The organism is Bacillus haimaensis, assembly GCF_048270625.1.
Lineage (GTDB): Bacteria > Bacillota > Bacilli > Bacillales > Bacillaceae_I > Sutcliffiella_A > Sutcliffiella_A haimaensis.
Genome location: NZ_CP158164.1, coordinates 1,955,294 through 1,977,450, shown reverse-complemented (window position 1 = coordinate 1,977,450; position 22,157 = coordinate 1,955,294). Strand labels below are relative to the sequence as shown.

Genomic DNA, 22,157 nt, shown 5'->3' with positions numbered 1-22,157 from the left:
AATGGAGAACCTTTATTGGCGAGTCTGTTTATTTTTAATGGAGGATTTTTATGCTGAAGAAAATACAAGAGTGGAGAGGCAAAGAAACCTCTAAATCCTCTTTTTCCAAAGAGGAACTAATGCAGCACCAAATCCCGCAGCACATCGCTGTCATTATGGATGGGAACGGGAGATGGGCGAAAAAACGCGCTCTACCTCGAGTGGCAGGGCATCATGAAGGAATGAAAACGGTAAGAAAGATTACGAAGTCCGCGAATAGCCTTGGTGTCAAGGTGCTGACAATGTATGCTTTTTCAACTGAAAATTGGAAACGCCCCAAATTGGAAGTGGATTTCTTGATGAAGCTCCCTGAAGAGTTTCTTGGCACATTTCTTCCTGAACTGATGGAGGAAAATGTACAAGTCCGACTGATGGGGAACAAATCAGATCTGCCGGCACACACCCTCAGGGCTGTGGAAAATGCAATGGAAAAAACAAAGGATAATACCGGTCTAATACTAAATTTCGCCTTGAATTACGGAGGCAGAGATGAAATTTTACGTGCGGTAAAAAATGCAGCAACAGATATTCAAGACAACAAATTAACAATGGAACAATTATCAGAAGAGGTGTTCTCTACTTACCTTTTCAGCAATCAACTACCAGATCCAGATCTTCTGATTCGTACTAGTGGTGAGATTAGATTAAGTAACTTCATGCTATGGCAGCTTGCTTATGCCGAATTCTATTTTACCGATGTACTTTGGCCTGATTTTGATGAAAGTCATCTCTTTGAGGCGATAAGCAGCTATCAACAGCGTGGCAGAAGATTTGGTGGTATATAAAAAGGTGTTGGACATACAATGAAACAACGGATTATTACAGCTGTCATCGCTGCCGCGGTGTTCTTGCCAATCGTGATTTATGGCAATCTACCATTTATTCTCTTTATTTATTTATTAGCTACCATCGGATTATACGAGGCACTTAGAATGAAGAAAATCACCATTACAAGTGTCCCGGGCGTGTTATCCTTGCTGTTGTTGTGGGTGCTACTTATCCCAGGCCAATGGATGCCGACTAAACTCCAGTTTACGAAAGTGGAATTCTTGGTTATAGGTGTCTTGCTGCTATTAACCTATACGGTCATCAGTAAAAATAGATTCAATTTCGACGATGTAGGTTTTGCGCTGCTATCTACTATCTATGTAGGTATGGGTTTCTTTTATTTTATCGAAATCCGCGACATTTCCTTAGCCTATGTGTTTTTTGCTTTGGTTGTAATTTGGTCAACCGACTCGGGAGCCTATTTTATTGGTAAGGCGATGGGGAAAACAAAATTGTGGCCGGAAATCAGTCCGAATAAAACAGTCGAAGGATCTTTGGGCGGAGTGCTTTGTGCAATTTTAGTTGCAATCATTTTTCAGTTTACAGTAGGGTTTGAACATGGCCTCATCATTACCATTATAGTAGCGAGTATACTTTCTGTAGTGGGACAAATGGGCGACCTGGTCGAGTCCGCATTGAAGAGACATTATGCGATTAAGGATTCAGGTAATCTACTCCCAGGACATGGCGGAATATTAGATCGTTTTGATAGCCTGCTGTTTGTTTTGCCACTATTACATTTTATACATAATTTTATATCCTAAGCGCTTGTATAGTGGTGGATGAAGGAGTGAAAGCTTGTGAAGCAGATAAGTCTATTAGGTGCTTCTGGTTCGATCGGTGTTCAAACATTAGATGTGATAAAGCAGCATCCGGATCTATTTCAACTAGTCGCATTTAGTGTCGGAAGCAATGTTCCGGCAGCGGCCGAGATAATCAAGGATTTTTCCCCTAAAGCTGTTTCAGTGAAATCGAAAGAGGACTGTGATACATTGAAAAGGCAGTTTCCGGCAAGTAAAATCCGCTTTTCCTATGGGGAAGAAGGTTTAGTGGATATTGCCACACATGAAGAAGCGGAGATTGTCGTGAATGCAGTGATGGGGAGTGTAGGACTGGTGCCTACGCTGCATGCCATTGAGTGCAAAAAAACAATTGCACTTGCAAACAAGGAAACGCTTGTTACAGCAGGCCACATCGTAATGGCTGCGGCCAAGAGGCATGGCGTATCGATTCTTCCGGTTGACAGCGAGCATTCCGCAATTTATCAATGTCTTCAGGGAGAAAATGAAAAAAACATCCAATCTCTTATCTTGACTGCATCCGGTGGAAGTTTTAGGGATAAATCCAGAAAAGAATTGGAAGGGGTAACAGTTGCCGATGCCCTGAATCATCCTAACTGGTCCATGGGCGCAAAGATCACCATAGATTCTGCGACCATGATGAATAAAGGGTTGGAAGTGATCGAGGCACACTGGCTGTTCGATATCCCTTATGAAGATATTCAAGTAGTATTACATAGAGAAAGTGTCATTCACTCTATGGTGGAATTCCATGATACAAGTGTGATGGCCCAGCTTGGCACGCCAGACATGAAGGTCCCCATCCAATATGCACTAAGCTATCCGGATCGTTTTGAACACAAATCAGGAAAAAGACTGAGTCTCACGGATTTTGGAAAGCTCCATTTTGAAAAGATGGATTTTGAACGATTCAGATGCCTGCATTTTGCTTATGAAGCAGGGATTACGGGAGGCACGATGCCCACTGTACTAAATGCAGCGAATGAAATGGCTGTGGATGCATTCCTCAATGGCAAAATAGAGTTTTTAACCATTGAAGACCTCATCGATAAGACCATGAAACGACATGCAGTCCAGTTGAATCCTGATTTGCAGACCATTAAAGAGGTTGACCTTGAAACGAGAGAATTTGTTCGTTCACTAACAGATTAGAGGTGGAGATCTAGTGAATACAGTAATCGCATTTATTATCATCTTTGGAGTTCTTGTATTTGTTCATGAACTGGGACATCTGGTTTTTGCCAAACGCGCAGGTATTCTTTGCCGCGAATTTGCCATTGGCTTTGGCCCCAAGGTGTTTTCATTTAAAAAACAGGAAACCGTCTATACCATCAGACTTCTGCCGATCGGTGGATTTGTCCGGATGGCTGGGGAAGACCCTGAAGTAATTGAGGTAAAACCGGGGTACCATGTCGGCCTTATGTTCGATGGCAAAGGGGAAGTCAATAAGGTAGTCATCAATAATAAGGATAAGTATCCGGATGCCAAGATCATTGAGGTTGAAAATGCTGATCTCGAGCGTGAACTTATCATCAGAGGGTACGAGCTAAATGAAGAGGAAACTTTGAAGGAATATAAGGTGAGCAAGGAATCCTACTTTGTCATGGACGGGCAGGAAATCCAAAATGCACCGTACGATAGGCAATTCGGTTCGAAAACGCTTATGCAGCGTACACTGGCTATTTTTGCTGGTCCGATGATGAACTTCATTTTGGCTTTTTTGATTTTCGCCTTTCTGGGTATGGTCCAGGGTTATTACATCAACGAAGCCGTTATAGGGGAATTGACGCCTGATGGAGCTGCTCAGGCTTCAGGTTTACAACAAGGCGATAAAGTGTTGGCAATCAATGACGAAAGTGTGTCTACGTGGGAAGAAGTTGTGAAGATCATCCAAGTTAACGCAAATGAGGAATTGTTGTTTTTGGTTGAAAGAGACGGGCAATCGATGAACATTCCGGTCACACCTAAATCCGAACAGGCTGAAAATGGAGAGGCAAGGGGAGTTATTGGCGTATTCATGCCTACCGAGAAGTCCGTCCTAGGGGCTATTCCAAAAGCCGCCACAGAAACCTATACTTGGACAAAAGAGATCATTACTGGTCTTGGTAAGCTTGTAACAGGTCAATTCTCCATTGATATGCTTTCTGGTCCTGTAGGCATCTATAAATCAACCGAAGTGGTAGCGGAATCAGGGATTTTCCTACTCATGCGTTGGACTGCAGTCCTCAGTATCAATCTCGGTATCATCAACCTCCTACCTATCCCGGCATTGGATGGTGGAAGACTGATGTTCTTTGCTGCCGAAGCGGTAAGAGGAAAACCGATTGACCGCCATAAAGAAGGACTCGTCCACTTCATCGGCTTTGCATTACTGATGCTCTTGATGCTAGTCGTAACCTGGAATGATATCCAGAAGTTCTTTTTATAAGGTTCTTTTCGTAAAGATTGTTGCTTTAAGAATAGGCTTCAGCTAAAGATAGAATGCTGACATTAAACACCCTGTTGGTCTCCGTTCCAGGCGTTCGCTTTCCGCGGGCGGCCTCGGGAGCCTCCTCGGCGCTTTGCGCCTGCGGGGTCTCCCTTGACACGCTGCTCCCGCAGGAGTCTCACGCCTTGCACTCCAACCAACAGGGGTGAATCAAAGTATAAGATTTGCCTTCCTAAAGTTTGAAAAATTGGACTTTGAAGAGCAAATAATGTTAAAAAACTGAGTTGATTGTAGCGGAGGACACTTGACTCCTGCGGGAAAGTAGAGGGCATGGGAGACCCCACAGGCGAAGCCGAGGAGGCTCCCATCCGTCCCCGCGGAAAGCAAGTGTCCGCAGCGTAAATCAACGGGCTACATTCGATATTAAAAAGATAGTTTAAAGGAGATTGACTTGCATCCTTGAGAAAGATGCAAGTTCTCTTTGCTTTTATTGTAAAATACATAAGTTATGGGGTGCCCTTATATGAAACAAAGCATGACGCTTATTCCTACTCTGAGAGAAGTCCCTTCGGATGCAGAAGTGAAAAGCCATCAATTGCTGCTAAGAGCAGGATTTATACGACAAAACGCAAGCGGAATCTACAGTTTTCTACCTTTAGGAAAAAGAGTGTTGAAAAAGGTGGAAGATATCGTCCGCGAAGAAATGGAAAATGCAGGTGCTGTTGAGCTTCTGATGCCGGCTATGCAAGCGGCAGAGTTGTGGCAGGAATCCGGCCGGTGGTATTCCTATGGACCTGAACTAATGAGACTGCATGATCGCCATAATCGTGAGTTTGCACTTGGTGCGACCCATGAAGAGGTGATTACTACAATTGTACGTGATGAAGTGAAATCCTATAAGAAGCTTCCTTTGACTCTCTATCAGATTCAAACTAAATTCCGTGATGAAAAACGTCCCCGCTTCGGTCTTTTACGAGGAAGAGAGTTTCTGATGAAGGATGCCTATTCCTTCCATGCAACACAAGAGAGCCTGGACGATGTTTACGAAAAGATGTTCACTGCCTATTCCAATATCTTTACAAGACTGGGATTGAATTTCCGTGCTGTTATTGCAGATTCCGGAGCAATGGGCGGTAAGGATACGCATGAATTCATGGTATTATCCGAAATTGGTGAGGATACGATAGCCTATTCTTCGGACTCTTCCTATGCTGCCAATATTGAAATGGCTCCAGTGGTTGCGAACTATGAAAAAAGTGGCGAAGCGCTAGCAGAGTTGGAAAGGGTGTCTACACCAGACAAAAGAACCATTGAAGAAGTTTCAGGCTTCCTACATGTTACTAATTCCAAAATGATTAAAACACTCTGCTTTAAAGTGGATGATAAATTCGTGGTAGTACTGGTTCGCGGCGACCATGAAATCAATGACGTAAAATTAAAGAACCTCTATCAGGCATCAGTTGTCGAATTGGCAACGCCTGAGGAAGTGATAGAACAGATGGGCTGCTCCATCGGTTCCCTTGGACCGATCGATTTACCTCAATCTGTGGAGGTTGTAGCCGACCACGCTGTCGAGTATTTGGTAAACGCAGTGACAGGTGCCAATGAAGAGGGCTATCATTATAAGCATGTTAATCCTGGCAGGGATTTTACCGTAAGTCAGTATACAGACCTGCGTTTCATTCAGGAAGGGGACCTTTCTCCAGATGGACAAGGGGTTATCCAATTTGCAAAAGGTATTGAAGTGGGACATGTATTTAAGCTTGGTACCCGTTATAGCGAAGCCATGGGGGCAACCTATCTTGACGAAAATGGAAGGTCTCAGCCGATGATTATGGGCTGCTATGGCATCGGTGTATCCCGTGTTATGGCTGCGGTAGTTGAGCAGTTCCATGATGAAAGTGGAATTGTATGGCCAGATGCAGTTACACCTTATGATGTTCATGTCATACCGGTAAACGTGAAGAATGCCGAACAGGCACAACTTGCGGAAGAAATTTATTCCGACTTAAAAAAAGCAGGATTTGCAGTTCTATTCGATGATCGCCAGGAACGTCCTGGAGTCAAGTTTGCAGATGCAGAGCTGATCGGTTTGCCTGTACGTGTGACGGTCGGGAAAAAAGCAGAGGAAAAAGTAGTGGAAGTAAAATGGAGAAAAACAGGTGAAATGGAAGAAGTATCTGTTGAACATTTAATTCAAACACTGCGCCAATCTGTAGTACAATAGATGTGAATACACAAAAAAGGTACCCCCATTTGGAGGTACCTTCTAGTATGTTTAGAAAAATGATTAGGGACGGAGAAAGGGGTCTAAACATTGTAATGGAGCTAGTTCAAGAAAAAAAAGATCGATTTCGTCTTCTCCTTCAACAGCTTGACTTGACAAGTGATGATATTTTTCCTTACTTTGCAGAAGCTGGAATAGATAAATTGACTGTAGAGAAGACAAGCAAAAGATGGCATTTTCATTTTGTTCTACAGAAAGTTCTGCCTGTTTCCATCTATGAATTATTTTACATGAAGCTGACAAAAAGCTTTTCACATATAGCCAATGTTTCCTTTCAAATCAGTGTCTTGGACCGTTCGTTTGAGGATTCATATATACAAGACTATTGGCCAGTTTGCCTGAAAGAACTTGAAGGCTGTTCCCCGCCGCTATTAATGTTATTAAAGGGACAAGCACCTACGCTTCAAGGCAATAAGCTTATACTGACTGCCAGGAATGAAGCGGAGGCTATAGCTGTCAAACGAAAATTGAACACTACCATTTGTACAACATATGAAGAGTTTGGTTTTCCGACGTTCGTGCTTGATACGACACTTTCCCATTCGGAAGAGGAGTATCAGCAGTTTGTTGAACAAAAACAGATGGAAGATCAACAAAAAGCGTTGGCCGCTGTCACCGAGATGCAGAAAAAAGATAGCGCCAAAGAGGATGGTAGTTCAATCAGCGGTCCAGTAATGATCGGCTACACCATCAAGGATGACGCCGAAATCAAAACCCTGGCGGAGATAGTCGAAGAGGAAAGACGTGTGGCTGTTCAAGGGTATGTATTTGATGCCGAAACGAAAGAGCTTCGCAGCGGCAGAACTTTGTTGACCTTCAAGATAACCGACTATACCAATTCCATCCTTGTAAAAATGTTCTCAAGAGACAAAGAGGATGTCCCTTTATTGCAAGCGGTGAAAAAAGGTATGTGGCTTAAAGTTCGAGGAAGCATTCAAAACGACACCTTTGTTCGTGACCTCGTTATGATGGCCAATGATATCAATGAATTCCAAGGCAAAGAAATCAGGGATACTGCACCAGAGGGTGAAAAAAGGGTCGAGCTTCATCTTCATTCCCCAATGAGTACGATGGATGCCGTCAGCTCCATTTCTTCCTTGGTCGCACAGGCTAAAAAATGGGGTCATGAAGCCATCGCCATAACAGACCATGCGGTTGCCCAAGCATATCCCGAAGCATATTCCGCCGGAAAGAAGAATGGCGTCAAAATATTGTACGGATTGGAAGCGAACCTCGTAGACGATGGTGTTCCCATTGCCTATAACCCAGCCCATCGAAACCTGGCCGAAGATACGTATGTTGTTTTCGATGTGGAAACCACAGGTTTATCTGCCATGTACGACACAATTATCGAGCTTGCAGCAGTCAAAATCAGGGACGGTGAGATCATTGACCGATTTGAATCATTCTCCAATCCACATCACCCTTTATCTGCAACCACCATCAACCTGACAGGAATTACAGATGACATGGTACGAAATGCACCCGAAGTAGGTGATGTATTGCAGGATTTCTATAAATGGATTGAAGATGATATTCTTGTGGCGCACAATGCAAGCTTTGATATGGGATTCCTGAATATCGGATTCCAGCGGATAGGGCTTGGAAAAGCGAAGAATCCTGTCATCGACACACTTGAGCTGGGTCGACTGCTTTTCCCGGATTTAAAAAATCATCGTTTGAATACCCTTTGTAAAAAGTTTGATATTGAACTAACACAGCATCACAGAGCAATCTATGACGCCGAGGCCACCGGTTACCTACTCATGAAGATGTTGAAGGACTCCCTGGAGCGCGGCATCACCTATCATGATGAACTGAATGACAACTCCGGCAAGTCCGATGCCTATAAAAGAGCGAGACCTTCCCATATCACTCTGCTTGCAGTAAATGAGGTTGGATTAAAAAACATTTTTAAGCTTGTATCGATTTCCCATATGAACTACTTTTTCAGAGTACCTCGTATCCCACGTTCATTATTGCAAAAATATCGTGAAGGCCTGCTCGTCGGGACCGCATGCGATAAAGGGGAAGTATTCGAAGGGATGATGCAAAAAGGACCGGATGAAGTTGAGAGTATTGCCGAGTTCTATGATTACATCGAAGTGCAGCCCCCAAGCAATTATGATCATCTGATTGAACTGGAATTGATCAAGAACGATAAGGCGTTAAAGGAAATCATCACAAATATCGTCAAGCTCGGTGAAAAACTTGAAAAGCCGGTAGTAGCGACGGGGAATGTCCACTATTTGAAAAAAGAGGATAAGATTCACCGTGAGATTCTTGTGAGGTCCCAATCAGGAGCAAATCCGCTGAACCGTCACAAGCTTCCGGATGTCCATTTCAAGACGACCGACGATATGCTTTCCGCCTTTTCTTTCCTTGGTGAAGAAAAGGCAAAGGAAATTGTCGTCACAAATACGCAGAAAATCGCGGGGATGACCGAGGAGATTAAACCGATCAAGGATGATTTGTATACTCCTAAAATTGAAGGTGCAGATGAAGAGATTCGTGAGATGAGCTATTCAATGGCACGGAGCATCTACGGGGAAGATCTTCCGGATCTGGTAGAAAAGCGGATTGAAAAAGAACTGAAAAGTATCATCGGGCACGGTTTTGCAGTTATCTATTTGATATCTCATAAGCTTGTTAAAAAGTCATTGGATGATGGATATCTAGTAGGTTCTCGTGGTTCTGTCGGATCTTCTTTTGTGGCAACCATGACAGAGATAACCGAGGTGAATCCACTTCCGCCTCATTATGTGTGCCCATCCTGTAAAACATCCGAATTCTTTGACGACGGTTCGGTAGGTTCAGGGTTTGATCTGCCTGATAAAGATTGCCCGAATTGTGGGGAGGCTTTCAAAAAGGATGGTCATGATATCCCGTTTGAAACATTCCTTGGATTTAAAGGGGATAAGGTTCCTGATATCGATCTGAACTTTTCCGGAGAATATCAGCCTCGTGCCCATAATTACACGAAAGTGTTGTTTGGAGAGGATTATGTATTCCGTGCAGGGACGATCGGTACCGTAGCTGATAAAACAGCTTACGGCTATGTGAAAGGCTATGCAAATGACCGTAACCTCATTCTTCGGGGAGCTGAAATTGACCGCCTATCATCAGGCTGTACAGGGGTGAGAAGATCAACGGGTCAGCATCCCGGCGGTATTATCGTAGTACCGGATTATATGGATATATTCGATTTCTCCCCCATACAGTTCCCGGCAGATGATACAAGCTCGGAATGGAAGACCACTCATTTTGACTTCCATTCCATACATGATAATCTGCTAAAGCTTGATATTCTTGGACATGATGATCCGACCGTCATCAGGATGCTGCAGGATCTAAGCGGCATTGATCCGAAGACGATTCCGACTGACGACCCTTACGTGATGAAAATCTTCAGTGGCACCGAATCACTCGGAGTGACAGAAGAGCAGATTATGTGTAAAACCGGTACACTTGGTATTCCAGAGTTTGGAACAAGATTTGTAAGGCAGATGCTTGAGGATACTAAGCCATCGACATTCTCCGAGCTTGTCCAGATTTCCGGACTTTCACATGGGACGGATGTATGGCTCGGAAACGCCCAAGAACTAATTCACAATAAGACTTGTACTTTGAGTGAAGTTATCGGGTGCCGTGATGACATCATGGTTTATCTTATCTATAAAGGACTGGACCCTTCCATGGCTTTTAAAATCATGGAATCTGTGCGTAAAGGAAAAGGCCTGTCCGATGAATTCAAGGAAGAAATGATCAAGAACGATGTACCTGCATGGTATATCGATTCATGCCTGAAAATAAAATACATGTTCCCGAAGGCGCATGCTGCAGCCTATGTTCTTATGGCAGTGCGTATCGCCTACTTTAAAGTGCATTTCCCACTGATGTATTATGCGGCGTATTTTACCGTCCGTGCGGATGATTTTGATCTTGATAGTATGGTAAAAGGATCGGCAGCCATACGTCAAAAGATTGAAGAAATAAATGCCAAAGGTCTGGATGCTTCTCCGAAGGAAAAATCCTTATTGACCGTATTGGAATTATCACTGGAAATGAGTGAAAGAGGATTCTCCTTCCAAAAAGTTGATTTATATAAATCACATGCATCCGAGTTCATTATTGAAGGAAATTCACTTATTCCTCCATTCAATGCCATTCCTGGACTTGGTACCAATGCGGCCATCAATATTGTAAAATCAAGGGAGGACGGCGAGTTCCTTTCCAAAGAGGATCTTCAGCAGCGCGGCAGGGTTTCAAAAACTATCATGGAATTTCTGGACAAGCAGGGATGCCTTGGTTCCCTGCCGGATCAAAACCAGCTCTCCCTGTTCTAAAAAGCTGAAACAAACCTTGTAAATCAACACTGTTCATGCTTTGCAAACACTAGAAAGATTTGCATATTTACCAGGGATATGATATATTTACATTGGAAATGCTATATACAGGTAATTAGCAAAGAGTGGGGAAACCCACTCTTTCGTATTGTATCCCCATTTTCCGGCGACCAGGAAATTACTATTCTTTCGGCATCGCCTTAGGTGTACATAAGCTTGCTTGTTTATGATTCCCTGCTAATTTTGGCAGGGTCTTTTGTTCAGATTTTAAAAACATCGTTTCTCGCTACAGCGAAGGAGGAAAAAGATGAGCAAAAATGTAATAGATACGGTAGAGGAATTAATGCTGCCTATCACAGAAGAAATGAATGTTGAATTAGTGGATATTGAATACGTAAAAGAAGGTTCTTCTTGGTTTTTACGTGTGTTTGTAGACAAAGATGGCGGCATCGACATCGAAGACTGTGGAACAGTAAGTACGATGTTGAGTGAAAAGCTTGATGAGCTGGACCCTATCCCGCATAACTACTTCCTCGAGGTCTCTTCTCCTGGTGCAGAGCGCCCCTTGAAGAAAAAAGAAGACCTGGAAAAATCAATCGGCAAGTATGTGCATGTGAAAACATACGAACCATTGGATGGACTCAAAACTTTTGAAGGTGACCTTTTAAGCTTTGATGGCGAAACGCTAACTATTTCCATGACAATCAAGACACGTAAAAAAGAAGTGGCAATTCCGTATCCGAAAGTGGCCAAAGCACGTTTGGCAGTGAAATTCTAAAAAGGTTCAATACCTATTTCCACACTAGCCGTCGAGGTTAAAAAGAATGAATAGGTATGTTAAGGGGGACATGTTTGTATGAGCAGCGAGTTATTTGATGCCCTGACTCTGATGGAAAAAGAAAAAGGCATTAGCAAAGACGTAATTATTGAAGCGATTGAGGCTGCACTTATATCTGCTTACAAAAGAAACTTTAATCAAGCACAAAATGTTCGAGTGGATCTGAATTTGGAATCAGGTACCATGCGAGTATTTGCAAGAAAAGATGTCGTAGATGAAGTGTTTGATCCCCGTCTTGAGATTTCCGTTCAGGAAGCTCGCCGACTGGATCCGAACTATCAGGAAAACGATGTTGTGGAAATCGAGGTTACACCGAAGGACTTTGGCCGCATTGCAGCGCAAACTGCGAAGCAGGTCGTCACGCAGCGTGTAAGAGAAGCGGAGCGAGGAGTCATCTACTCCGAGTATATCGAACGTGAAGAAGATATCATGACAGGTATTGTCCAACGATTGGACGCTAAGTTCATTTATGTCAGCCTAGGGAAAATCGAAGCGCTTTTGCCAGTAAATGAGCAAATGCCTAATGAACATTACAAACCTCATGATAGAATAAAAGTATTCCTAACAAAAGTCGAGAAGACAACAAAGGGTCCTCAGATCTTTGTTTCACGCTCGCACCCGGGGTTGCTTAAGCGCCTATTTGAATTGGAAGTTCCGGAAATCTATGATGGAACTGTCGAAATCAAATCCGTTGCCCGCGAAGCAGGTGATCGCTCCAAGATCTCTGTACATTGCGATAATCCGGAAGTTGATCCGGTTGGAGCCTGTGTAGGTCCCAAAGGGCAAAGGGTTCAGGCTATTGTAAACGAACTGAAGGGCGAAAAGATCGACATCGTAAAATGGTCCAAAGATCCTGTGGAATTCGTGGCAAATGCCCTTAGTCCCTCAAAGGTTCTGGAGGTGCAGGTAAATGAAGAAGACAAAGCGACAACTGTCATCGTTCCTGACTATCAACTCTCCCTTGCAATCGGGAAAAGAGGCCAAAATGCGCGTCTTGCAGCAAAACTTACAGGCTGGAAAATTGATATAAAAAGCGAGTCTGAAGCAGAACAATTAGGAATCTATCCTAGCCTTTCCCTATCAAAAAATGATGAGGAAGATATGGATGATTACTATGAGGATGAGAACACGGAAGAATGATCGTAAAAGAGGGTGAGACCAGTGAACAGTCGCAAAAAAATTCCTATGCGAAAATGCGTTGCTAGTCAGGAATTGAGACCGAAAAAAGATCTGATTCGCATTGTCCGCTCCAAAGAGGGCGAAGTCTCGATTGACCTGACAGGGAAGAAGTCTGGTAGAGGGGCGTATTTGGCGAGAAGCAAAGAGAGTATCCTTCTTGCACAAAAGAAAAATATTTTATCCCGACATCTAGAAGTAGCGATTGATGATTCATTGTATGATGAATTGCTTCAACTGGTAGAAACGGAGAAAGATTCAACATCATGAATAATCAATGGTTATCCATATTAGGCCTCGCCACAAGAGCGAGAAAAATCATCACCGGGGAAGAACTGGTGGTGAAAGAAGTCAGAGCGGGGAATGCCAAGCTTGTATTAGTTGCAGGCGATGCATCTCCCAATACAATGAAAAAGCTGCATGATAAGTGCAGTTATTACGAAGTGCCGATCAGAACGGTCGAGGATCGGTACGAGTTAGGTCGGGCAATAGGAAAAGACGCGAGAGTTTCCATCGCGATCACAGATGAAGGGTTTGCAAAAAAACTCCTCACTTTGCTCGATTAATCTTTGGGGGTGAATGTATGACGAAATTACGCGTGTACGAATACGCTAAACAAAAGAACGTATCAAGTAAAGATGTCATTACAAAACTAAAAGAAATGAATATTGAGGTATCAAACCATATGGCAACATTAGATGAAGACACTATCCAAAAATTGAATGGAACAAAAAAACAAGAAACAGCTAAAAAGCCGGCGGCTTCACAAGGAACAAACAGTGCTCCAAAGAAGCCTGCCAATAACCAGGGGGCCGCACAAGGTGGCACAAAGAGCAACAACTCTGCACAAAAGCCTGCAAAGAAGCCATTCAACAACAATAACAACAATAATAACAATTTTTCAAAAGGCAAGAAGAAACAACAGAATAATAAACAAAACCGCGGACCACAATCAGCGCCAACACCACCAGTGAAGAAAAAAGAGACACCTTCTAAGATCACTTTCACAGGTTCCCTGACAGTTGGAGAATTAGCAAACAAGCTGAACAAAGAGCCTTCTGAAATCATCAAGAAGCTTTTAATGCTGGGTGTAATGGCTACCATCAACCAGGATCTTGATAAAGATGCAATCGAACTGGTAGCAGGCGAGTTCAATGTGGAAGTAGAAGAAGAAATCATTTTTGAAGTAACTGATTTCGAAGGCTACGAAACAGAAGATAAGGAAGAAGTTCTAGAAGAACGTCCACCAGTTGTTACGATCATGGGTCACGTTGACCACGGTAAAACGACACTTCTGGACTCCATCCGCAACACAAAGGTCACAGCTGGAGAAGCAGGTGGAATCACTCAACATATCGGTGCATACCAAGTAGTGGTGGAAGGCAAGAAAATCACTTTCCTTGACACTCCTGGGCATGCTGCCTTTACAACGATGCGTGCTCGTGGAGCTCAAGTAACGGATATTACCATTCTTGTAGTAGCTGCGGATGATGGAGTTATGCCTCAAACAGTTGAAGCAATCAACCATGCAAAAGCTGCCGAGGTTCCAATCATTGTTGCTGTAAACAAGATGGATAAAGAAGGTGCCAATCCTGAACGCGTTATGCAGGAATTGACAGAGCATGGACTTGTTTCCGAAGCATGGGGCGGGGATACTATATTTGTTCCACTATCTGCTTTAAGCGGAGAGGGAATTGATACGCTTCTTGAAATGATCCTGCTTGTATCAGAAGTGGAAGAATTCAAAGCAAATCCTAAGCGTGCAGCATCAGGTACTGTTATTGAAGCACAGCTTGATAAAGGAAGAGGATCTGTAGCGACACTTCTTGTGCAAAAAGGTACACTTAAAGTTGGAGATCCTATCGTTGTTGGAAACACATTCGGTCGCGTGCGTGCGATGGTAAATGATTTGGGACGCCGTGTGAAAGAGGCTGGTCCATCTACACCAGTTGAAATCACGGGTCTTAATGATGTGCCGCAAGCCGGTGATAACTTCATGGTCTTCGCTGATGAGAAAAAAGCACGTAATGTCGGAGAGGCACGTGCCCAAAAACAACTTCAAGAGCAAAGAAGCGAGAAAACTCGTGTAACATTAGATGACCTTTTTGAACAAATCAAACAAGGTGAAATGAAAGAAATCAATATCATTGTCAAAGCTGACGTTCAAGGTTCTGTAGAAGCGATGGCTGCATCCCTGCAGAAAATTGAAGTCGAAGGCGCGAAAGTGAAAATCATCCACACCGGTGTTGGAGCAATCACAGAATCCGATATTATTTTAGCATCTGCTTCAAATGCCATTGTAATTGGATTCAACGTGCGTCCTGATGCAGGAGCAAAGCGTACAGCTGATGTGGAGAAGGTTGACATTCGTCTACACCGTATCATCTACAAAGCGATTGAAGAAATTGAAGCAGCGATGAAAGGGATGCTTGACCCGGAATTTGAAGAAAAAGTTATCGGTCAAGTGGAAGTTCGTCAAACCTTCAAAGTTTCCAAAGTTGGAACAATCGCAGGTGCATATGTAACGGAAGGTAAAATCACTCGTGATTCCAGTATTCGCCTAATTCGTGACGGCATTGTCATTTTTGAAGGGGAATTAGATACTCTAAAACGTTTCAAGGATGATGTGAAAGAAGTTGCGACAAACTATGAGTGTGGAGTAACGATCAAAAACTTTAATGATATCAAAGAAGGCGACATCATCGAAGCGTACGTCATGCAAGAAATCGAAAGAAAATGATCGGATATTTAGAATGTGACTGTATGATCTATGATGCTCAATCTTTGAAGGAAAAGAGAGCTGTGCTTCAGCGTATCATCACAAGACTGAAGCAGCGGTTCAACATTTCCATTTCGGAGATTGACCATCAGGACGTATGGCAGCGGACGAAGCTAGGGATTGTATCCATATCTTCTTCTAAATCCGTCACCGAAAAGGAATTGCAGAAAGTCTTGGATTATTTGGATTCCTTTCCGGAAATAGAACGAGCAGAAACTTCGCTTGATTGGCTTTAAAGGGGTGAAAAGTATGACACTCAGATCAAACCGTGTTGGAGAGCAGATGAAAAAGGAGCTTTCCGATATCATTGGTCGTAAAATCAAAGATCCCCGTGTAGGTTTTGTCACTGTTACAGATGTGCAGGTTACCGGCGATCTTCAACAAGCCAAGGTGTTTATCTCTGTCCTTGGAGACGATGAAAAAAGACAGGATACACTTATCGGGCTGGCAAAAGCAAAAGGCTTCATCCGCAGTGAAATCGGACGAAGAATTCGTTTGAGAAAAACTCCTGAGCTTTTCTTTGAATTTGACGAATCCATGGAATATGGTAATCGAATCAATACCTTAATCCATGAATTGAATAGAACTGACTCTGATGATGAAGAGTAACCTTAAAGGATAGACAGAAGTGTCTATCCTTTAAGTGTAATTGTTGCGCTATTCAACGTTGATAAACTACTGAATAAAATAGGAAGGGGTGCATCCCTTGGATGGCATTCTGGTCTTAAACAAACCAAAGGGATTTACTTCTCATGATTGTGTCTTCAAAGTGAGGAAAATCCTAAAAACGAAAAAAGTCGGTCACACAGGCACACTCGATCCGGAAGTTACAGGTGTTCTGCCGATCTGCATTGGAAAGGCGACTAAACTTGTTGAGTTCCTGACAGCTGAACAAAAAACATACATAGGGGAAGTAACAATAGGCTTTTCCACCACAACCGAGGATCAAACTGGTGAAGTGGTGGAGAAAAAAGAAGTAACTGAATCTATTTCGCAAGAGAAAATAGAGCAGGTTCTAAAAGAACTGACAGGTGAAATAGATCAGACCCCTCCCATGTTCTCCGCGGTGAAAATAAATGGGAAAAAATTATATGAATATGCTAGAGAAGGAAAAGTAATAGACCGACCTTCCAGAAAAATTACCATCTACGACCTTTTTCTAACAAGTGAAATCAAGCATGAGAACGATACTTTGAAGTTTTCATTTGAAGTTTCATGCAGCAAAGGGACCTATGTAAGGACATTGGCAGTCCAAATAGGGGAACTGCTTGGCTATCCAGCACATATGAGTCTATTGACCAGAGTCGCTTCTGGGAATTTTAAAATTGACCAGGCGATTACATTGGAGGAACTCGAAGTTTTGATGGTGAACGATAAAGTGGACAGTGTCCTTGTTCCAATGGAAAATGCGTTAAACTCGTTGCCTAAGCTTGAGATAAGTGATACAGTAGCAGAGAAAGTCCAAAATGGAGCAGTCCTCACCTTTCCTGAAGAGTTTGATGGTGAAGCGGAGTACTTCAGTGTTTTCCATAATAATGCCTGCCTAGCCATTTACATGAAGCATCCGACAAAACCGGGATTAATGAAGCCGAAGAAGGTTTTTCACGGTCAGGACAGTGGGCTTTAAAGAGAATTAGAAATTTGGCATACATACTGTATGAACAGATAGATTTAGGTGATTATGATGAAAGTTGTCTATTTAGAACATCCTCATTCTATACAGCAAAAAGAGTGTGATCCTTCGGTCGTGGCACTCGGATTTTTTGACGGTATCCATTTAGGTCACCAAAGTGTCATAAAGGCTGCCATTGAAAAAGCAAGGGAGCATAATCTGAAAGCTTCCGTCATGACATTAGATCCGCATCCATCCGTCGTTTTGAGGAAGACCGTTCAACATGTACGTTATATAACGCCATTGATGGAGAAGATAAAGATTCTTAACAACTTGGGTGTGGATATTCTGTACGTGGTGAAATTTGATCTGGAATTTGCCGGTCTTGTGCCTCAGGACTTTGTTGATCAGTATATCATTGGGCTCAATATCAAACATGTAGTGGCTGGATTTGATTATTCCTATGGCCGTTTAGGGAAGGGAACAATGGAAACACTGCCTTTCCATTCACGAGGGCAATTTAATCAGACCGTCATTGAAAAGTTTACAACCAATAACCTCAAAGTAAGCTCTACACTGATTCGGGAACAGATCAAAGAGGGGGAAATGGATAAGCTTCCCCATACGCTGGGTCGCTACTATGTAATCAGGGGAACAGTGGGACATGGTGATAAACGTGGTCGTACCATTGGTTTTCCAACAGCAAATATTCAGCTTTCAGACGATTATGTTGTTCCAAGGACAGGTGTCTATGCAGTGAGGATGCATGTTAGAGGTCAATGGCACCATGGAGTCTGCAATATTGGATATAAACCGACCTTTCACGAACGTAAAGAAGAGGCCTTGCCTTCCATTGAGGTCCATCTCTTTGAATACAATGAATCTATTTATGAAGAGGAAGTCATTGTGGAATGGCACCAAAGCATACGGGAAGAGCGGAAGTTCGCTGGTGTTGATGCCCTGATTGCACAAATCCAAAAGGACAAGCAGACGGCACAGGACTATTTTCAAAAAAGCACACCCGATACTTGCTTTTTATCGAAAAAAGATGTATGCTATTAAACGTACTAAAACCATTGCTTGGCAAGTCGAATCACCAACGCTTGCTCGGTAATAGGGGTTTTTACTAATAAGGAGGTGAATAGGATGGCTATCACACAAGAGCGTAAGCAAGAGCTAATCAATGAGTACAAAACTCATGAGTCTGACACTGGATCACCAGAGGTTCAGATCGCTGTCCTAACAGAGCAAATCAACAACCTAAACGGGCATTTACGTACGCACAAGAAAGATCACCACTCACGTCGTGGTCTATTGAAAATGGTTGGTAAGCGTCGTAACTTACTAACTTACCTACGTAACAAAGATGTAACTCGTTACCGTGAACTAATCACAAAATTAGGTCTACGTCGATAATGTTTTTTGAAAAAGCGGGAGAATTCCCGCTTTTTTGTTAGTATTTTTAGAAGCGGCTATTCGCAAGGTTGTACCTTTGGCTTTCCATATATATCATAAAAGGCAACTTTTTACCTATACATTACGGAATTCTATTGATATGTTGTAGTTATTTCGTTCATACTATACATAATACTAAATGCATTATTTTTACTATTGAATATTTTAAATAGGCACTACTCAGATCGTTGCTTTTACCTTATCTGGAAATTGCACCACTTGGCTTCTTGCCTTTTAGTGTAGATGTCCCAATAGGATGGAAGGAAAGTAGCAAGTAAGTAAGCCTATACATATGAAATGCTAGAGAGGGGTTAAACGAACTCATGGGACAAGACAAACAAGTCTATACTATTGATTGGGCTGGAAGAAGCCTTTCGGTAGAAATTGGCCAATTGGCGAAACAAGCAAACGGAGCTGTAATGGTTCGTTATGGTGACACTGCGGTATTGAGCACTGCAACTGCTTCAAAAGAACCGAAAAAATTAGATTTCTTCCCTTTGACTGTAAACTACGAAGAGAGATTGTATGCAGTCGGGAAAATTCCTGGTGGGTTCATCAAGCGTGAAGGTCGTCCAAGTGAAAAAGCGATCCTTGCCAGCCGTCTTATTGACCGCCCGATTCGTCCGTTGTTTGCCGACGGATTCAGAAATGAAGTGCAGGTCATCAGCATCGTGATGAGTGTGGATCAGAACTGTTCCTCCGAAATGGCTGCGATGTTCGGTTCATCTTTGGCATTATCCATTTCTGATATACCTTTTGAAGGACCAATTGCAGGAGTTACGGTTGGAAGAATTGATAACGAGTTTATCATCAATCCTAACGTGGAGCAATTGGAAAAGAGTGATATCAATCTGGTTGTAGCCGGTACAAAAGATGCCATTAACATGGTAGAAGCAGGGGCAGATGAAGTGCCGGAAGAAGTGATGCTTGAAGCAATCATGTTCGGTCACGAAGAAATCAAGCGCCTCATTGCATTCCAGGAAGAGATTGTAAAAGCAGTCGGTAAAGAAAAGACTGAAATCGCGTTGTATGAAGTGGACAAAAACCTGGAAAACGAAATCCGTGCTCTTGCCGAGGAAGATATGACAACTGCTGTACAAGTATTTGAAAAGCATGCGCGTGAAGCTGCCATTAAAGAAGTAAAAGCGGCGGTCATTGCAAGATACGAAGAGCAGGAAGCGGAAGCAGATACACTGAAACAAGTAAATGAAATTTTGAGCATGCTTGTAAAGGAAGAAGTAAGAAGACTTATCACAGAAGATAAGGTACGCCCGGATGGCCGTAAGAGCGATGAGATTCGCCCATTATCCTCTGAGGTTGGATTACTTCCTCGTACACATGGTTCAGGATTGTTTACTCGTGGACAAACTCAAGCATTGAGCATCTGTACATTAGGAGCACTTGGCGATGTTCAGATTTTGGATGGTCTTGGAGTGGAAGAAGAGAAGCGCTTTATGCATCACTATAACTTCCCATTATTCAGTGTTGGTGAAACAGGTCCGATGAGAGGTCCAGGCCGTCGTGAAATCGGTCACGGTGCCCTTGGTGAACGTGCACTTGAACCTGTCCTGCCTTCTGAAAAGGACTTCCCATATACGGTTCGTCTTGTTTCTGAAGTATTGGAGTCAAACGGTTCCACTTCCCAAGCAAGTATTTGTGCAAGCACATTGGCAATGATGGATGCAGGTGTTCCAATCAAAGCACCGGTAGCCGGAATTGCAATGGGATTGATCAAAAAAGGCGAACATTATACAGTACTATCCGATATCCAAGGTATGGAAGATCACTTGGGAGACATGGATTTCAAGGTTGCAGGAACTTCTAAAGGTGTTACAGCACTTCAAATGGATATTAAAATTGAAGGGCTTTCCCGTGAAATTCTGGAAGAAGCATTACAGCAAGCGAAAGTTGGGCGTATGCATATTCTGGAATCCATGCTTGCAACTCTAAATGAGTCTCGTAAAGAGCTTTCTCAGTATGCTCCTAAAATCTTGATGATGGCAATCAATCCGGATAAGATTCGCGATGTAATCGGACCGAGCGGAAAACAAATCAATAAGATTATTGAGGAAACTGGCGTTAAAATCGATATTGAACAGGACGGAACGGTCTTTATCTCCTCTGTAGATAGTTCAATGAACGAAAAGGCGAAAAAGATCATCGAAGATATCGTGCGTGAAGTACAAGTAGGAGAAATCTATCTTGGAAAAGTGAAGCGCATCGAGAAGTTTGGTGCATTCGTCGAATTGTTCAGCGGCAAAGACGGTCTTGTTCATATTTCTGAACTTGCAGAAGAACGTGTGAAACAAGTGGAGGACGTTGTGAAGCTTGGCGAAGAAGTATTGGTGAAAGTTATGGAGATCGACAAACAAGGAAGAGTAAATCTTTCCAGAAAAGTTCTCCTTAAAGAGCAAAAAGAAAAGAATGAACAAATGTCTTAAAAAACGAGCCTGGTGAAGACCGGGCTTTTTTTGCAATAGGAACAATATTTCTTTATGAGGGTGTTAAAAAAGTCTGGTTTTATCCTTCTTTTGAACACGTACTTTATGTTCTACCTTGTCCCCCTTCTACATAAATTCTAGTAGAAAGGGGAAGGCTAGAATGAAAAGATCAATATTACAGCTTGCAGCTTTTACGATTGTAGCTTTTTTTACATATAAAACGGTGAGTCATCCAAATCCGGAGGATCTTACCAAATCTCTGTCACTTAATCTTTCGGAAGTTTCCAAGCAGAAGGATGCTTTATATGGAGAGATTGAAGAGAAAGCACAAGACTACGAGGTTGCAGCCCAGGATGCCAAGATAGATAAGGTATGGAAAGCGCAGCCGGGCCTGAACGGGCTGAAGGTCAATGTGGAAAAATCATATGAAAATATGAAGAAAAACGGTGTATTCGATGAGAAAAAACTCGTAATGGATCAGGTAGCGCCGAAGGTTCACCTGAGTGATCTCCCAGCTTCCCCCATTTACCGCGGACATCCCGAAAAACAAATGGCATCTTTTTTGATAAATGTGGCATGGGGAAATGAACACATTCCCGGGATGCTTGAAACATTAAAGAAACATGGGGTACAAGCAACGTTTTTCCTTGAGGGGCGGTGGGTCAAGGAGAATCCTTCCATGGCGAAAATGATTGTTGAAGCTGGGCATGAAGTGGGAAACCACTCCTATACCCATCCAAATATGAAGACACTCGGAGCAAATGCAGTCCGGGAACAGTTAGTGAAAACAAATGAAGTAATAGAAGCGATTACAGGCAACGATGTCGTATGGTTTGCACCGCCGAGTGGAAGCTACCGTGATGAAGTTGTCGCAATTGCTCATGACTTGAGGCTTGGCACCATTATGTGGAGTGTGGATACCATCGATTGGCAGCGGCCGGAGCCGAATGTGCTGGTCAATCGGGTAATGGGGAAAATTCACCCAGGTGCCATGATCCTCATGCATCCCACACCATCGACGGCACAGGCATTGGAAACGCTTATCATCTCAATTAAAGAAAAAGGGCTGGAACTAGGATCTGTTTCCTCTTTGCTAAGTGAAGAGAGAATCACACATCACCACTAGAA

18 protein-coding genes are annotated in these 22,157 nt (G+C 42.9%); all 18 read left to right on the top strand.

Going from position 1 to position 22,157, the window contains the following annotated elements; all coding sequences use genetic code 11:
• The first annotated feature begins 50 nt into the window (after positions 1-50).
• The gene (locus ABN702_RS10035) at positions 51-824 is read left to right on the top strand and encodes an isoprenyl transferase (RefSeq protein ID WP_417900533.1); all 774 of its coding nucleotides are present in this window, start codon (positions 51-53) and stop codon (positions 822-824) included.
• A gap of 18 nt (positions 825-842) precedes the next feature.
• Positions 843-1,631: a phosphatidate cytidylyltransferase gene (locus ABN702_RS10030; RefSeq protein WP_417900532.1), complete on the top strand. Its 789-nt coding sequence runs from the start codon at positions 843-845 to the stop codon at positions 1,629-1,631.
• Positions 1,632-1,667: 36 nt separating this feature from the next.
• A complete protein-coding gene (dxr, locus tag ABN702_RS10025; protein ID WP_417900531.1) occupies positions 1,668-2,819 on the top strand; it encodes a 1-deoxy-D-xylulose-5-phosphate reductoisomerase in 1,152 nt (383 codons plus the stop codon).
• Positions 2,820-2,832: 13 nt separating this feature from the next.
• Positions 2,833-4,095 (top strand): RIP metalloprotease RseP, encoded by a 1,263-nt coding sequence (gene rseP, locus ABN702_RS10020; protein WP_417900530.1) that lies wholly within the window; start codon positions 2,833-2,835, stop codon positions 4,093-4,095.
• 523 nt (positions 4,096-4,618) lie between these two features.
• On the top strand, positions 4,619-6,322 hold the full coding sequence (locus ABN702_RS10015) for a proline--tRNA ligase (RefSeq protein WP_417900529.1): 1,704 nt from the start codon (positions 4,619-4,621) through the stop codon (positions 6,320-6,322).
• Between the two features lie 95 nt (positions 6,323-6,417).
• Positions 6,418-10,728, top strand: coding sequence for a PolC-type DNA polymerase III (locus ABN702_RS10010; protein ID WP_417900528.1), 4,311 nt, complete (start codon positions 6,418-6,420; stop codon positions 10,726-10,728).
• A 307-nt stretch (positions 10,729-11,035) separates the two neighbouring features.
• Positions 11,036-11,506 (top strand): ribosome maturation factor RimP, encoded by a 471-nt coding sequence (gene rimP / locus ABN702_RS10005; protein ID WP_417900527.1) that lies wholly within the window; start codon positions 11,036-11,038, stop codon positions 11,504-11,506.
• 78 nt (positions 11,507-11,584) lie between these two features.
• Positions 11,585-12,706, top strand: coding sequence for a transcription termination factor NusA (gene nusA / locus ABN702_RS10000; protein ID WP_417900526.1), 1,122 nt, complete (start codon positions 11,585-11,587; stop codon positions 12,704-12,706).
• Between the two features lie 21 nt (positions 12,707-12,727).
• Positions 12,728-13,012, top strand: a complete 285-nt coding sequence (gene rnpM, locus ABN702_RS09995) for an RNase P modulator RnpM (protein ID WP_386637445.1) — start codon at positions 12,728-12,730, stop codon at positions 13,010-13,012.
• Positions 13,009-13,308, top strand: coding sequence for a YlxQ family RNA-binding protein (locus ABN702_RS09990; RefSeq protein ID WP_417900525.1), 300 nt, complete (start codon positions 13,009-13,011; stop codon positions 13,306-13,308). The genes rnpM and ABN702_RS09990 overlap by 4 nt, the downstream gene beginning before the upstream one ends.
• Positions 13,309-13,325: 17 nt before the next feature.
• Positions 13,326-15,482: a translation initiation factor IF-2 gene (gene infB / locus ABN702_RS09985; RefSeq protein WP_417900524.1), complete on the top strand. Its 2,157-nt coding sequence runs from the start codon at positions 13,326-13,328 to the stop codon at positions 15,480-15,482.
• Positions 15,479-15,757, top strand: a complete 279-nt coding sequence (locus tag ABN702_RS09980; RefSeq protein ID WP_204413754.1) for a DUF503 domain-containing protein — start codon at positions 15,479-15,481, stop codon at positions 15,755-15,757. The genes infB and ABN702_RS09980 overlap by 4 nt, the downstream gene beginning before the upstream one ends.
• 13 nt (positions 15,758-15,770) lie before the next feature.
• Entirely contained in the window at positions 15,771-16,130 is a 360-nt protein-coding gene (gene rbfA / locus ABN702_RS09975) for a 30S ribosome-binding factor RbfA (protein ID WP_417900523.1), read from the top strand.
• A 97-nt stretch (positions 16,131-16,227) separates the two neighbouring features.
• Positions 16,228-17,148 (top strand): tRNA pseudouridine(55) synthase TruB, encoded by a 921-nt coding sequence (gene truB, locus ABN702_RS09970; RefSeq protein WP_417900522.1) that lies wholly within the window; start codon positions 16,228-16,230, stop codon positions 17,146-17,148.
• 57 nt (positions 17,149-17,205) lie between these two features.
• A complete protein-coding gene (gene ribF, locus ABN702_RS09965; protein WP_417900874.1) occupies positions 17,206-18,195 on the top strand; it encodes a bifunctional riboflavin kinase/FAD synthetase in 990 nt (329 codons plus the stop codon).
• A gap of 84 nt (positions 18,196-18,279) precedes the next feature.
• Positions 18,280-18,549: a 30S ribosomal protein S15 gene (gene rpsO / locus ABN702_RS09960; RefSeq protein ID WP_417900521.1), complete on the top strand. Its 270-nt coding sequence runs from the start codon at positions 18,280-18,282 to the stop codon at positions 18,547-18,549.
• Between the two features lie 362 nt (positions 18,550-18,911).
• Positions 18,912-21,029 carry a polyribonucleotide nucleotidyltransferase gene (pnp, locus tag ABN702_RS09955; RefSeq protein ID WP_417900520.1) on the top strand — a complete coding sequence of 706 codons (2,118 nt, stop codon included), beginning with the start codon at positions 18,912-18,914 and terminating at the stop codon, positions 21,027-21,029.
• Between the two features lie 160 nt (positions 21,030-21,189).
• Positions 21,190-22,155 carry a polysaccharide deacetylase family protein gene (locus ABN702_RS09950; protein WP_417900519.1) on the top strand — a complete coding sequence of 322 codons (966 nt, stop codon included), beginning with the start codon at positions 21,190-21,192 and terminating at the stop codon, positions 22,153-22,155.
• Positions 22,156-22,157: the final 2 nt, after the last annotated feature.

What these genes read in the sequence shown, in the direction of transcription:
- pnp (WP_417900520.1), top strand. Translation starts at nt 18,912, where the DNA reads ATGGGACAAGACAAACAAGTCTATACTATTGATTGGGCTGGAAGAAGC.
- ABN702_RS10015 (WP_417900529.1), top strand. Translation starts at nt 4,619, where the DNA reads ATGAAACAAAGCATGACGCTTATTCCTACTCTGAGAGAAGTCCCTTCG.
- ABN702_RS09980 (WP_204413754.1), top strand. Translation starts at nt 15,479, where the DNA reads ATGATCGGATATTTAGAATGTGACTGTATGATCTATGATGCTCAATCT.
- ABN702_RS09990 (WP_417900525.1), top strand. Translation starts at nt 13,009, where the DNA reads ATGAATAATCAATGGTTATCCATATTAGGCCTCGCCACAAGAGCGAGA.
- rbfA (WP_417900523.1), top strand. Translation starts at nt 15,771, where the DNA reads ATGACACTCAGATCAAACCGTGTTGGAGAGCAGATGAAAAAGGAGCTT.
- infB (WP_417900524.1), top strand. Translation starts at nt 13,326, where the DNA reads ATGACGAAATTACGCGTGTACGAATACGCTAAACAAAAGAACGTATCA.
- ribF (WP_417900874.1), top strand. Translation starts at nt 17,206, where the DNA reads ATGAAAGTTGTCTATTTAGAACATCCTCATTCTATACAGCAAAAAGAG.
- ABN702_RS09950 (WP_417900519.1), top strand. Translation starts at nt 21,190, where the DNA reads ATGAAAAGATCAATATTACAGCTTGCAGCTTTTACGATTGTAGCTTTT.
- ABN702_RS10035 (WP_417900533.1), top strand. Translation starts at nt 51, where the DNA reads ATGCTGAAGAAAATACAAGAGTGGAGAGGCAAAGAAACCTCTAAATCC.
- ABN702_RS10030 (WP_417900532.1), top strand. Translation starts at nt 843, where the DNA reads ATGAAACAACGGATTATTACAGCTGTCATCGCTGCCGCGGTGTTCTTG.
- rimP (WP_417900527.1), top strand. Translation starts at nt 11,036, where the DNA reads ATGAGCAAAAATGTAATAGATACGGTAGAGGAATTAATGCTGCCTATC.
- nusA (WP_417900526.1), top strand. Translation starts at nt 11,585, where the DNA reads ATGAGCAGCGAGTTATTTGATGCCCTGACTCTGATGGAAAAAGAAAAA.
- ABN702_RS10010 (WP_417900528.1), top strand. Translation starts at nt 6,418, where the DNA reads ATGGAGCTAGTTCAAGAAAAAAAAGATCGATTTCGTCTTCTCCTTCAA.
- rpsO (WP_417900521.1), top strand. Translation starts at nt 18,280, where the DNA reads ATGGCTATCACACAAGAGCGTAAGCAAGAGCTAATCAATGAGTACAAA.